This is a genomic window from Klebsiella sp. R390, assembly GCF_051131745.1.
Taxonomy (GTDB): Bacteria; Pseudomonadota; Gammaproteobacteria; order Enterobacterales; family Enterobacteriaceae; genus Klebsiella.
Genome location: NZ_CP180445.1, coordinates 4,049,311 through 4,061,902 on the forward strand (window position 1 = coordinate 4,049,311; position 12,592 = coordinate 4,061,902).

The window sequence follows — 12,592 nt, forward strand, 5'->3', positions numbered from 1 at the left end:
GGCGTAGTATGGCATGGTTATTCCATGCTGCGGGGCCGTATGTCACTCAACATCAACGTTATCAAAGATAAACTCCTCTCCGAAAATTACTTCATTTTGCGCAATATCACCTACGAGCTGACGCGTCGTGACGGCAGCGTCGTGCGTCATAAGCGTGAGGTTTACGATCGCGGCAATGGCGCGACGGTCCTGTTGTATAACCGCCGTAAGTGCACGGTGGTGCTGGTCCGGCAGTTTCGCGTTGCCACCTGGGTTAACGGCAATGAAGACGGGATGCTGATTGAGACCTGCGCCGGGCTGCTGGATAACGACGAGCCGGAAGCCTGCATTCGCAAAGAAGCCATTGAAGAGACCGGCTACGAAGTCGGTGAAGTGCGAAAGCTGTTCGAACTGTTTATGTCCCCCGGCGGAGTCACTGAAATCGTCCATTTCTTTATTGCCGAGTACAGTGATGCCCAGCGGAAAAACCGCGGCGGTGGCGTTGAAGACGAAGACATCGACGTGCTGGAGCTGCCGTTCAGCCAGGCGCTGCAGATGGTCGCCAACGGCGAGATCCGTGACGGTAAAGCGGTCATCCTGCTGCAGTACCTGCAAACCTCGGGTCTGATGGCGGGGGATATCTGATAAATCCGATTGAGTAACATGGCGCGGCTAGTGAAGATGGCGACTGTTTTGAGCGTTTTTTCTGGGGTTGTGCCGCGCATGCTTTATCGGGTTCTCTTTTTTCTGCTTTTCTCTGTCCTGCCATCGTCACTGGCGTGGGCGGCGCCTGCGCAGCAGCTCTTCAATGACTGGCTGGTGACCTGTAATAACCAGAATTTCTGCGTCGCCCGCAACGTTGGTCTGCATCACGGACTGGTGATGACGCTGAGCCGCAGCGCCGGCGCCGTCACCGATGCCAGCCTGCGTATTGAACTGGGAGGCATCGGTAACCCGGTCGCCGCGCTGGCCCCTGTGGCGCCGCGCCTTCTGCTGGACGGTAAACCGTTGGCGTTGGTTGATAAACACTGGCAGGTTGCGGATAAACTGATTAAAACCGGCGACAGCGTCACCATCGATGCTTTTTTGCAGCAGGTGCAGGAAGGGCAGGCGATAACCCTGGTCAACGGGCTACAGACTATTTCTCTGCAGGGGCTGAAGGCCGCCCTGTTGTTTATCGATAATCACCAGAAACGCGTCGGCAGTGAAACCGCGTGGGTGGGCAAAGGTGAAGAGCCGCCGCTCAGCGTTCCTCCGGCCCCAGCGCTACGAGCGGTGGGCAAAGTCGATCTGACCCAATCGCCCCTGAGCCGGGATGAACTCAATGATCTGATGGATTACGGCAACGAGCGGATAGACAACAGCTCATGCTCCCTGGATCCGTTCCGCCGTGAGATTCGGGTCACCGCGTTAACGGATGAAAAAGTGTTGTTGATGGTCAGTTGTGAAGCGGGTGCTTACAACACCATCTGGCGGGCCTGGCTGGTGTCGCGCCGGCCGCCGTATATGGCGCGCCAGCTGCGTCTGAGCTTACCTTTTCAGCCCCCGGCCAATGCGGCCCGTGAGATTGAACTGATTAACGCCAATTTTGATGAACAGCGTCACGAACTGGTGACGCTGGATAAAGGCCGCAGTCCCGGCGATTGCGGGATCCAGACCCGCTGGCGCTATGATGGCCAGCGGTTTAGTCTGGTGCGCTATGCGCAGCAGCCGCAGTGCGATAACTGGCAGGGGCCAGATGCCTGGCCCACGCTATGGGTTACCCGTTACATATTTCATCCGCTAAATTGACAATATGCTCGACGGTGAAGCCAAAGAACGGGAAGAGCTTGTCAGCCGGCGCTGACTCCCCGTAGCTGCGCATGCCGACGATTTTCCCCTTCAGTCCGACATACTTATACCAGTAGTCGGCAATCCCGGCCTCGACGGCAATGCGGGCGCTAACGTCGCCGGGCAGGACTGACTCCCGGTAGGCCTCATCTTGCGCATCGAAGACATCGGTTGAGGGCAGGGAGACCACCCGGACGTTAATGCCTTTGGCGAGCAGTTGCTCTGCCGCCAGTACGGCGATCTCAACTTCCGAACCGGTGGCAATCAGGATCAAATCCGGCTTGCCGCCGGCATCTTTCAGCACGTAGCCACCGCGGGAGATATCCTGCACCTGCTGCGGTGTTCGCGCCATTTGTGCCAGGTTTTGCCGCGACAGAATCAGCGCGGTGGGGCCGCTATGCCGTTCAATGGCGGCCCGCCAGGCAACCGCCGTTTCCACCTGATCGCAGGGGCGCCAGGTGCTGAAGTTGGGCGTCAGGCGCAGACTGGCCAACTGCTCCACCGCCTGGTGGGTGGGACCATCTTCCCCCAGCCCAATCGAGTCATGGGTATAGACCATGATCTGTCTGGCTTTCATCAGCGCCGCCATACGCGCTGCGTTACGGGCATACTCGACAAACATCAGGAAGGTGGAGGTATAGGGGATAAAACCACCGTGCAGGGCAATCCCGTTGGCGATCGCCGTCATCCCGAATTCACGCACGCCGTAGTGGAGATAGTTACCCGCCAGATCCTCTTTGATGGAATGCGAACCAGACCAGATGGTGAGGTTGCTGGGCGCCAGATCCGCCGAACCGCCCAGCAGTTCCGGCAATACCGGGCCGTAGGCGTTCAGCGCATTTTGCGACGCTTTGCGGCTGGCAATTTTCGCCGGTTCGGCCTGCAGTTGGGCAATATAGTCGTGTGCCATTTCATCCCAGTTCGCCGGCAGTTCGCCCTCCATCCGGCGTTTCAGCTCGGCTGCCAGCTCGGGGTACTGCTGCTGCCAGGCGCTGAACTGCTTATTCCATGTCTGTTCCGCCTGTTCGCCGCGCGGCCGGGCATCCCACTGCTGATAAATATCTTTAGGGATCTCAAAGGGCGGATATTTCCAGCCCAGTTTCTCGCGGGTCAGCGCCACCTCTTTTTCGCCCAGCGCCGCGCCGTGGGACTCTTCCGAACCGGCTTTGTTCGGTGAGCCAAATCCAATGACCGTCCGGCAGATAATCAGCGACGGTTTGTCCGTCACGCTCTGGGCCTCAAGAATCGCTTGTTTCACCGCCTGTGGGTCGTGGCCGTCGATATCGCCAATGACGTGCCAGTGGTAAGCCCGAAAGCGCGCGGCGGTATCGTCGGTAAACCAGCCCTCGGTTTTCCCATCGATAGAGATGCCGTTATGGTCATAGAAGCCGATAAGTTTGCCGAGCCCTAACGTACCCGCCAGCGAACAGGCTTCATGAGAAACCCCTTCCATCAGGCAGCCGTCCCCCATAAACACCCAGGTGTAGTGATTGATAATATCGTGGCCGGGGCGGTTGAATTGTGCCGCCAGGGTACGTTCGGCAATCGCCATACCGACGGCGTTAGCCAGGCCCTGGCCGAGCGGTCCGGTGGTGGTTTCGACGCCGGGGGTATAGCCGTGCTCCGGGTGACCGGGGGTTTTCGAGTGCAGCTGGCGGAAGTTTTTCAGCTCATCGAGCGGCAGGTCGTAGCCGGTCAGGTGCAGCAGACTGTACAGCAGCATGGAGGCGTGACCGTTGGAGAGTACAAAGCGGTCGCGGTCGTACCAGCCCGGGTGGCCCGGATTGTGCTTAAGGAAATCATTCCACAGGACTTCGGCGATATCTGCCATCCCCATTGGGGCGCCGGGGTGGCCGGAGTTGGCTTTTTGTACGGCGTCCATGCTGAGGGCGCGAATGGCGTTGGCAAGTTCTCTTCGGGACATAATTGACTCCTGAAACAAGATGTTGCATGAGTTTTTGCTGATTGTCAGTCGAGGTGTTTTTGGGATAGATAACTAAAAAGCATAGCAGACAGGACTATCATTGCTTTCGAAATAAGGTTACATAAATGTTATAAATCGATAACAAATATACCTTTGTGATGGCCAGAGTATGGCGGCGTTCAAAGTTTAAAAAGCCGTCAGGCGAGATACTAGGCCCACCTCAGGGTGGGCACCTGGAAGCCATTACGCACCACCCCCTACGACTGATACGTGAAAGGAACCATAAAATGGATGAGCAGTTGAAACAAAGCGCCCTCGATTTCCATGAATTTCCCGTTCCTGGGAAAATTCAGGTAGTCCCGACCAAACCTCTCGCGACGCAGCGGGATCTGGCGCTGGCCTACTCGCCGGGCGTGGCAGCACCGTGCCTGGAAATCGAGAAGGACCCGCTGGCCGCCTATAAATATACCGCGCGCGGCAATTTAGTTGCCGTCGTCTCTAACGGCACCGCCGTGCTGGGGCTGGGAAATATCGGCGCGCTCGCCGGGAAACCGGTGATGGAAGGCAAGGGCGTTTTGTTTAAGAAATTCGCCGGTATTGATGTTTTCGATATCGAAGTCGATGAACTGGATCCGGATAAATTTATCGATGTCGTGGCGGCGCTCGAGCCGACTTTCGGCGGCATTAACCTTGAAGATATCAAAGCGCCGGAGTGCTTCTACATCGAGCAAAAGCTGCGCGAGCGCATGAACATTCCGGTATTCCATGACGATCAGCACGGCACGGCAATTATCAGCACCGCCGCGATCATTAACGGCCTGCGGGTGGTGGAGAAAAACCTCTCCGACGTGCGGATGGTGGTGTCCGGCGCCGGTGCAGCGGCTATCGCCTGTATGAACCTGCTGGTGGCGCTGGGGATGCAGAAACACAATATCGTGGTCTGCGATTCCAAAGGCGTTATCTATAAAGACCGTGAGCCGAATATGGCGGAAACCAAAGCGGCCTACGCGGTGGACGATGATGGCAAACGCTCGCTGGATGATGTGATCGACGGGGCCGATATTTTCCTCGGCTGCTCGGGTCCGAAAGTCCTGACCCCTGAGATGGTGAAGAAGATGGCCCGCGCACCGCTGATCCTCGCGCTGGCGAACCCGGAGCCGGAGATCCTGCCGCCGCTGGCGAAGCAGGTCCGCGAAGATGCGATTATCTGCACCGGTCGTTCCGACTACCCGAACCAGGTGAACAACGTCCTGTGCTTCCCGTTCATTTTCCGCGGTGCGCTGGACGTTGGCGCGACGGCCATTAACGAAGAAATGAAGCTGGCGGCGGTTCATGCTATCGCCGAACTGGCCCACGCGGAGCAGAGTGAAGTGGTCGCTTCCGCCTATGGTGACCAGGATCTGAGCTTTGGCCCGGAATATATCATTCCGAAACCGTTCGATCCGCGCCTGATCGTCAAGATCGCGCCGGCGGTGGCGAAAGCCGCGATGGACTCCGGCGTGGCAACCCGTCCAATTGCCGACTTCGATGCCTATATTGAGAAGCTCAGCGAGTTTGTCTACAAAACGAATCTGTTTATGAAGCCGATCTTCTCCCAGGCGCGCAAAGAACCTAAACGCGTGGTGCTGGCGGAAGGCGAAGAGACGCGCGTCCTGCATGCGACTCAGGAACTGGTATCGCTGGGGCTGGCTAAACCGATCCTGATCGGCCGTCCGAGCGTGATCGAAATGCGCATCCAGAAGCTGGGCCTGCAGATCAAAGCCGGCGTCGATTTTGAGATCGTCAATAACGAATCCGATCCACGCTTCAAAGAGTACTGGAGTGAGTACTACCAGCTCATGAAACGCCGCGGCGTAACCCAGGAGCAGGCACAGCGGGCGGTGATTGCTAACACCACGGTCATTGGGGCGATCATGGTTCATCGCGGGGAAGCGGATGCGATGATCTGCGGTACCATCGGCGACTACCATGACCACTATTCGGTGGTGCAGCCGCTGTTCGGCTACCGCGATGGCGTCAGCACCGCAGGGGCCATGAACGCGCTGCTGCTGCCGAGCGGCAATACCTTTATTGCCGACACCTACGTCAACAACGATCCGACGCCGGAGCAGCTGGCAGAAATCACCCTGATGGCCGCGGAAAGCGTGCGTCGTTTCGGGATTGAACCGCGGGTGGCGCTGCTGTCGCACTCGAACTTTGGATCGTCAAACTGCCCGTCAGCCAGCAAAATGCGTGAAGCGCTGGAGCTGGTGAAGGCGCGGGCGCCGGAGTTGATGATTGACGGTGAAATGCACGGCGATGCGGCGCTGGTGGAGAGCATTCGCCACGAGCGGATGCCGGACAGCCCGCTGAAAGGCTCTGCCAACATTCTGGTCATGCCAAATATGGAAGCCGCGCGGATTAGCTACAACCTGCTGCGCGTCTCCAGTTCCGAAGGAGTGACCGTGGGTCCGGTACTGATGGGCGTGGCGAAACCTGTGCATATTCTGACGCCGATTGCCTCTGTTCGTCGTATTGTCAACATGGTGGCGCTGGCGGTCGTGGAAGCACAAACCCAGCCGTTATAATGCAGAAAGCCCCATCGGGGCTTTCGTTAAATCCACGCTTTGACTTTGATGAAGTCACTCAGGGCAGCCTCCGGGCTGCCTTCTTCTGGCTGGTAGTCGTACTCCCAGCGCACCAGCGGCGGCATCGACATCAGAATCGACTCCGTGCGCCCGCCGGTCTGCAGACCAAACAGCGTTCCGCGATCCCACACCAGGTTGAACTCTACGTAGCGTCCGCGACGGTAAAGCTGGAAATTGCGCTCGCGCTCGCCGTAGGGCAGGGCTTTTCGCCGTTCAACAATTGGCAGGTAGGCCGCTGTATAGCCATCGCCGACCGCCTGCATAAAGGCGAAGCAGTGGTCAAAGTCCGGGGTGTTTAAATCATCAAAGAACAGGCCACCAATCCCGCGCTGTTCATTACGATGTTTAATAAAGAAGTAGTCATCGCACCATTTTTTATAGCGCGGATAGACCTCATCACCGAAAGGGGCGCATAAATCGAAGGCGGTGCGGTGCCAGTGAACGGCATCTTCTGCAAAGCCGTAGAAGGGGGTCAGATCAAAGCCACCGCCGAACCACCACACCGGATCGGCCCCGGGTTTTTCGGCGATGAAAAAGCGCACGTTGGCGTGGCTGGTTGGCACGTACGGATTGCGCGGATGTACCACCAGCGATACGCCCATGGCTTCAAAGCTGCGACCGGCCAGCTCCGGGCGGTGTGCCGTCGCTGAGGCTGGCATCGCGTCGCCATGTACGTGGGAGAAGTTTACGCCAGCCTGCTCAAACACGCCGCCATCGCGCAGTACCCGGCTACGACCGCCGCCGCCGCCTTCGCGCTGCCAGCTGTCTTCGGCAAATTTACCGCCATCAACCGCGCTTAGCTGCTGGCAAATATGGTCCTGCAGCTGGAGGAGATAGCGTTTTACCTGCTCTACGTCGGGCTTCATTTACGTCTCTTAGAGTGGGCCTTCTGGTTATCAAACCAGTGGAAGTAGCTGATAATACCCGAGGCTATCGCGCTGGCGATTTTCTGCCGGAACGCGGTGGTGCCCAGTAGTTTTTCTTCGCCTGGATTGGTAATAAACGAGGTTTCGACCAGCACTGATGGTATCGATGGCGACTTCAGCACGACGAACGCGGCCTGCTCGGTGTTACGGCTATGCAGTTTATGCACCGGCTTAATATTTTTCAGGATGTGCGAGCCCAGCGTCAGGCTGTTTTTAATGGTATCGGTCTGCACCAGGTCAAACAACACCTGCTGTAACAGATGGTCTTTCGCCGTGGCTTTTTTACCGGCGACCTCATCGGCGCGGTTTTCGCGATCGGAAAGGTATTTCGCCATGGCGCTACTGGCGCCGCGGTTGGAGAGCGCAAACACCGATGCACCCGCCGCGCTTGGGTTAGTAAAGCCATCGGCGTGAATCGACATAAACAGGTCTGCACCGTGCTGGTGAGCAATTTCGACGCGATCGTACAGCGGAATAAAGGTGTCGCCGGAGCGTGTCAGACGCGCGTCGATACCGTTGCTGCGCAGGATGCTGCGTACGTTTTTGGCAATCGCGAGGACAACGTGTTTCTCTTTGGAGCCGTTGTGACCGATAGCGCCGGTGTCGATGCCGCCATGGCCGGGATCGAGCATCACGATGCGTTTAGCGCCCGATTTTTTCGCGGCGGGCTTACTGTGTCCATTGGACGTCGTCAACGGCTGTTCTTTGGCGTTAACCTGCGATGAAATCCCGGAAAGGGTCATGGCAGCCAGCCCTGCTTTCAGCACCTGGCGGCGCGAAGCAAGTATTTTTAATGGTTTAAAAGTGCTCATTCGGCCTGAATTACAAACAAGTGGTACCTGGTGTTATATCGTATCGCGTTTTCCGTTACGACCATTCAAAACAAGAATTGTTTTACTTTTCATTTCAATACATGACAAGGTCATAGTATGACATTTTTTCCGGTTCATTTCGCCTGATATTGGCTATCGGGTAAAATCACGCCATAATCGCTGTTTTTAAGCCTAAATAATGGGGAATACCATGGAGATACGCGTCTTTCGCCAGCAGGACTTCGAAGAAGTGATTACGCTGTGGGAGCGCTGCGAGCTGCTGCGCCCATGGAATGACCCGGAAATGGACATCGAGCGTAAGGTTAACCACGACGTCAGCCTGTTTCTGGTCGCGGAAGTAAACGGCCAGGTGGTCGGGACGGTGATGGGGGGCTACGACGGTCATCGCGGCTCCGCTTATTACCTCGGCGTGCATCCGGAATATCGCGGTCGCGGCATTGCCAACGCGCTGTTGAATCGCCTGGAGAAAAAGCTGATTGCCCGCGGTTGCCCGAAAATTAATATCATGGTTCGCGAAGATAACGACGTGGTGCAGGGCATGTACGAACGTCTTGGTTACGAATATGCGGACGTGCTCAGCCTGGGCAAGCGTTTAATTGAAGATGAAGAATACTGAGTTTATCCCCTCCGATTTTGATGCTCACGGGCGGCTCAGGTTACCGTTTCTGTTCTGGTGCGTTTTATTGCTGCAGGCGCGAACCTGGGTGCTGTTCATCATGGCCGGCGCCTCGCGTCAGCAAGGCGATGCACTGCTCAATCTGTTCTATCCCGACCATGATAATTTCTGGCTAGGATTGTTACCTGGCATACCGGCGGTGCTGGCGTTTATCGTCAGCGGGCAGCGCCAGCGTTTTCCTCGCCTCTGGCCGTTGATGCGCTGGCTGCTGGTGCTTTCTCAGGCTCTGCTGCTTGTCTGGCAGCCGCTGTTATGGATGAGCGGTGAGTCGCCTTCCATGTTGACTATCGGGCTGCTGTTAACTGACCTGTACGCCTTCTGGTGGTTGCTAGCCAGCCGTCGGCTGAAGGCCTGTTTCCAGGAAGCGCAGTTCTAAGGGCACTTTTTGCCGATCCCGCACTCCAACGTGGGTCAAATTAACAAGAAAGGACTGTGTCATGAAATCGCTACGTTTACTTCTTTGCGCCTTACCGTTGGCATTAACCGGCTGTTCCACCATGAGTGCCGTTAACTGGTCTGCGGCCTATCCATGGAACTGGTTTGGTTCTTCCATGGAAGTGACCGAGCAAGGCGTAGGTGGCCTGACGGCGTCAACGCCGCTGAATGAACAGGCTATCAGCGACGCCATCGGCGGGAGCTATCGTCTGCGCAGCGGCATGAAAACCGCCAGCGGCAATATCGTTCGCTACTATGAAGCACTGAAAGGCGACAACGTTGCCATGACGATTAATGGCGATGCCGGAACCGTTAGCCGTGTCGAAGTGCGCGATAGTGAGATTAAAACCGCGAGCGGCGTGCAGGTCGGGACGCCATTTAGCGATCTGTACAGTAAAGCCTTTGGCAACTGTCAGAAAGGAGCGAACGATAATGGCCCGATAGTAGAGTGTAAAGCCGATGGCAGCCAGCACATCAGCTACGCCTTTACTGGCCACTGGAGCGGCCCGGAAGAACTGATGCCGTCAGACGACACGTTGAAAAACTGGAAAGTCAGCAAAATTATCTGGCAACGCTAAATTGATCTGAAGAGACATGGCTCTGCTAAAAAACGGGTACAATAGGGCGATAAAGCCTGAATACGTTGCGTTGCAGAAAGCCAACGTGAAGTATGACGGGTAAAAAAGTCCCACAGCGTTGGGGTTGTATCATTTCAGGAGGAGCGATGTCTCAGGTTCAGAGCGGCATTTTGCCGGAACATTGCCGTGCGGCGATTTGGATTGAAGCCAATGTTAAAGGGGATATCAACGCCCTGCGCACAGCCAGCCGCGTGTTTGTTGATAAATTAGCGCATTTTCAAACGCAATACCCGGATGCCCAACTGGGTGCGGTGGTCGCCTTTGGCCATAACGTCTGGCGTGAGCTGAGCGGCGGCGTCGGTGCCGAAGAGCTGAAAGATTTCCCGGTATATGGCAAAGGCCTGGCACCATCCACGCAGTACGATGTGCTGATTCATATCCTTTCCGCGCGCCATGAGGTGAATTTCTCTGTGGCACAGGCCGCGATGGCCGCTTTCGGCGACCTGCTTGACGTGCAGGAAGAGGTTCACGGTTTCCGCTGGATTGAAGAGCGTGACCTGAGCGGTTTTGTCGACGGTACTGAAAACCCGGCAGGCCTTGAGACCCGCAGCGATGTAGCCATCATTAAAGACGGCGTTGACGCCGGCGGTAGCTACGTGTTTGTGCAACGCTGGGAGCATAACCTCAAGCAGCTGAACCGGATGAGCGTCCCGGATCAGGAAATGATGATTGGCCGCACCAAAGAAGCCAACGAAGAGATTGATGGCGACGAGCGTCCAGTTACCTCGCACCTGAGTCGCGTTGACTTAAAAGAAGACGGCAAAGGGCTGAAGATCGTGCGTCAGAGCCTGCCGTACGGGACCGCCAGCGGCACCCATGGCCTCTATTTCTGCGCTTACTGCGCGCGGATCTATAACATCGAACAGCAGCTGCTGAGCATGTTTGGCGATACTGACGGTAAGCGTGATGCCATGCTGCGCTTTACCAAACCGGTGACCGGTGGTTACTACTTCGCGCCGTCTCTGGATCGTCTGCAGGCGCTGTAATCGTTACGTTACCGATGTCTGAATAAATGAAGCCGATCAAAACGATCGGCTTCATTGCTTCTGGAGATTAACCGGCAGAGAGGGGGCCGCCGGATAAGCGAGATTAGTTAACCTTGAGAGTACCGCCGCGACCAAGGCCGCCTTTCACTTCGCTGGCTTTGTAGTTACGTAATGCGATAACCATGTTGTTATAGGATTCCAGGAAGGCCGCAACGGTCGCTTTACCTTCTGGTGTTCTGGAGATCCCGCCTAAAGCACCGCCCGCCGAGGAGCCAAACCCCGCGAGAGCGGCACCGTAATTGGTGGCCGTGGCGCTTCCCTCTGCTGATGCAATTTGCACCGACGAGCGGATATCGAACAGGCTGAGCGTAACGACGGATGCCTTCATCTGGACACTGCTCGCTACAGTACTGATTATGCTGTTACCGAAGAGGCCGCCAAGGCTTCCAGCCAGGCCGCCAACGGCTGAATTATCAATAACGATGTGCGGCTCCAGGAAGTAATCTGCGGCTACCCTTTGTCCTTTCTGCTGTTTAGAGCCGGCACGATACTCACCTGAATTACGTTGTTTGTCGGTGATGTTTGAGAGGCGAGAATCCGTTTTTTGGTTACCGATAGAGGTGATAACGAAGCAGTTAGACTGTTGTACAGCGATGCGTAACAGAGGTTCAATACTGGTAATTTTGGTGGCGCTACCAAATTGACCAAACCAATCGGCATTACGCCCGTCATCAATAGCCAGAGTGCCCAATGGGGAACTGCAGTGTTCCAGGTTGCTATCGGCGTTGGCGCTTGTTGACCCCGCTGCTGCGCCGGATACACCATATTTCTGATTACCCGTAGTGATATTTGAACAACCCACCAGGCCAGCCAGTGCGGTAATTAAGAATAAAGGTTTAATGTATTTTTCTACCATCATTATTTCCATATATATTTATAAGGGTGATTTGCAGTGTTGTATTAATATGTTCTTATTATTATCGGTGGGTGATACAAGTGGGAATGGTACAGGAAGCGATAAAAATACTTTCGCCGTTCGTTCAGTTCGTATTTTTCATGCTCATTACGTTTTTCATCGCGAGCAATCTTAAGCAATTCTGCCGTTTCGGCACTGCCGTCAACCGACGCCGCCGCAAGCCAGCGTGCAGCCTGGGAGGGATCGCTTCCCATCTCTTCCATGCCGTAGAGATATATCTCGCCTAACGCCTTCTGCGCCTGATGGTGGCCGCCTTCGGCCGCACGGGTCAGGGATTTAATCGCCAGATAACTGTCCTGCCCGACGCCATCACCACGGAAATAACGTAATGCCTGTTGGTAGGACGCCTCTGGGGATTGCTGTTTCTCATCCCGCCCGGTGGTTGCAATAACGGCATTTTTATCCTGAATATGACAAACGCTTCCCTGACAGACTTCAACAGTTGAATTATCTTTTTTTTCACTACTACATGCTGATAAGAAAAGAATAAAAATAATAATTAAGTTTCTAATTTTCATGCATGACACATCCATTGAAGTATCCGGTCGCTTATTTTATTTTGCACGCTATCATGGGCGTCATGGGGTCACAATAAAAGCAGGGTGTTTTCGGATTACATCAAGATAATGGCGTTTTGTTATTTAGGTGGTGTATATATTTGGTCGTTTGTTATTTGAATATAATATTCAAAATGATATTTTTTATAGGAAAGAACGTATTGGCGATACCTGCTCCTGGTCGACGTCGGTATGCCTGGCGGAT

At 55.4% G+C, this 12,592-nt stretch carries 11 protein-coding genes and 1 pseudogene; 7 read left to right on the forward strand and 5 right to left on the reverse strand.

Going from position 1 to position 12,592, the window contains the following annotated elements:
- The first annotated feature begins 39 nt into the window (after positions 1-39).
- Both nudK and ACMYSP_RS19010 read left to right on the forward strand, forming a co-directional pair.
- Positions 40-637 (forward strand): annotated as a pseudogene (gene nudK / locus ACMYSP_RS19005) (GDP-mannose pyrophosphatase NudK).
- Positions 638-702: 65 nt separating this feature from the next.
- On the forward strand, positions 703-1,770 hold the full coding sequence (locus ACMYSP_RS19010) for a DUF1176 domain-containing protein (RefSeq protein WP_434583591.1): 1,068 nt from the start codon (positions 703-705) through the stop codon (positions 1,768-1,770).
- Here ACMYSP_RS19010 and tkt read toward each other — a convergent pair.
- Positions 1,739-3,733, reverse strand: coding sequence for a transketolase (gene tkt, locus ACMYSP_RS19015; RefSeq protein ID WP_434583593.1), 1,995 nt, complete (start codon positions 3,731-3,733; stop codon positions 1,739-1,741). The genes ACMYSP_RS19010 and tkt overlap by 32 nt on opposite strands.
- A gap of 287 nt (positions 3,734-4,020) precedes the next feature.
- Here tkt and maeB point away from each other — a divergent pair, with 287 nt between their 5' ends.
- Positions 4,021-6,300, forward strand: a complete 2,280-nt coding sequence (gene maeB, locus ACMYSP_RS19020; RefSeq protein WP_434583594.1) for an NADP-dependent oxaloacetate-decarboxylating malate dehydrogenase — start codon at positions 4,021-4,023, stop codon at positions 6,298-6,300.
- A gap of 26 nt (positions 6,301-6,326) precedes the next feature.
- Here the strand turns inward: maeB and hemF are convergent, their stop codons facing one another.
- Together hemF and amiA are read right to left on the reverse strand one after the other, a co-directional pair.
- On the reverse strand, positions 6,327-7,226 hold the full coding sequence (hemF, locus tag ACMYSP_RS19025) for an oxygen-dependent coproporphyrinogen oxidase (RefSeq protein ID WP_434583595.1): 900 nt from the start codon (positions 7,224-7,226) through the stop codon (positions 6,327-6,329).
- On the reverse strand, positions 7,223-8,098 hold the full coding sequence (amiA, locus tag ACMYSP_RS19030) for an N-acetylmuramoyl-L-alanine amidase AmiA (protein ID WP_434583597.1): 876 nt from the start codon (positions 8,096-8,098) through the stop codon (positions 7,223-7,225). Before amiA ends, hemF begins: the two co-directional genes overlap by 4 nt.
- A 211-nt stretch (positions 8,099-8,309) precedes the next feature.
- Between amiA and ACMYSP_RS19035 the strand changes: the two genes are divergently transcribed.
- From ACMYSP_RS19035 to ACMYSP_RS19050, 4 genes are all read left to right on the forward strand, one after another.
- Positions 8,310-8,735, forward strand: a complete 426-nt coding sequence (locus ACMYSP_RS19035; protein WP_434583598.1) for a GNAT family acetyltransferase — start codon at positions 8,310-8,312, stop codon at positions 8,733-8,735.
- Positions 8,722-9,171, forward strand: a complete 450-nt coding sequence (locus tag ACMYSP_RS19040) for a DUF2919 domain-containing protein (RefSeq protein WP_434583599.1) — start codon at positions 8,722-8,724, stop codon at positions 9,169-9,171. The genes ACMYSP_RS19035 and ACMYSP_RS19040 overlap by 14 nt, the downstream gene beginning before the upstream one ends.
- Before the next feature lie 61 nt (positions 9,172-9,232).
- A complete protein-coding gene (locus tag ACMYSP_RS19045) occupies positions 9,233-9,808 on the forward strand; it encodes an RpoE-regulated lipoprotein (RefSeq protein ID WP_434583600.1) in 576 nt (191 codons plus the stop codon).
- Positions 9,809-9,954: 146 nt separating this feature from the next.
- The gene (locus ACMYSP_RS19050; RefSeq protein WP_434583601.1) at positions 9,955-10,854 is read left to right on the forward strand and encodes a Dyp-type peroxidase; all 900 of its coding nucleotides are present in this window, start codon (positions 9,955-9,957) and stop codon (positions 10,852-10,854) included.
- Between the two features lie 103 nt (positions 10,855-10,957).
- Here the strand turns inward: ACMYSP_RS19050 and ACMYSP_RS19055 are convergent, their stop codons facing one another.
- Both ACMYSP_RS19055 and ACMYSP_RS19060 read right to left on the reverse strand, forming a co-directional pair.
- Entirely contained in the window at positions 10,958-11,773 is an 816-nt protein-coding gene (locus ACMYSP_RS19055) for a hypothetical protein (RefSeq protein WP_434583602.1), read from the reverse strand.
- 41 nt (positions 11,774-11,814) lie between these two features.
- A complete protein-coding gene (locus ACMYSP_RS19060; RefSeq protein WP_434583603.1) occupies positions 11,815-12,348 on the reverse strand; it encodes a tetratricopeptide repeat protein in 534 nt (177 codons plus the stop codon).
- Positions 12,349-12,592: the final 244 nt, after the last annotated feature.

Coding starts and splice junctions, on each gene's coding strand:
- ACMYSP_RS19045 (WP_434583600.1), top strand. CDS start 9,233: ATGAAATCGCTACGTTTACTTCTTTGCGCCTTACCGTTGGCATTAACC.
- ACMYSP_RS19040 (WP_434583599.1), top strand. CDS start 8,722: ATGAAGAATACTGAGTTTATCCCCTCCGATTTTGATGCTCACGGGCGG.
- tkt (WP_434583593.1), bottom strand. CDS start 3,733: ATGTCCCGAAGAGAACTTGCCAACGCCATTCGCGCCCTCAGCATGGAC.
- ACMYSP_RS19055 (WP_434583602.1), bottom strand. CDS start 11,773: ATGATGGTAGAAAAATACATTAAACCTTTATTCTTAATTACCGCACTG.
- hemF (WP_434583595.1), bottom strand. CDS start 7,226: ATGAAGCCCGACGTAGAGCAGGTAAAACGCTATCTCCTCCAGCTGCAG.
- ACMYSP_RS19060 (WP_434583603.1), bottom strand. CDS start 12,348: ATGAAAATTAGAAACTTAATTATTATTTTTATTCTTTTCTTATCAGCA.
- ACMYSP_RS19035 (WP_434583598.1), top strand. CDS start 8,310: ATGGAGATACGCGTCTTTCGCCAGCAGGACTTCGAAGAAGTGATTACG.
- ACMYSP_RS19010 (WP_434583591.1), top strand. CDS start 703: ATGCTTTATCGGGTTCTCTTTTTTCTGCTTTTCTCTGTCCTGCCATCG.
- maeB (WP_434583594.1), top strand. CDS start 4,021: ATGGATGAGCAGTTGAAACAAAGCGCCCTCGATTTCCATGAATTTCCC.
- ACMYSP_RS19050 (WP_434583601.1), top strand. CDS start 9,955: ATGTCTCAGGTTCAGAGCGGCATTTTGCCGGAACATTGCCGTGCGGCG.
- amiA (WP_434583597.1), bottom strand. CDS start 8,098: ATGAGCACTTTTAAACCATTAAAAATACTTGCTTCGCGCCGCCAGGTG.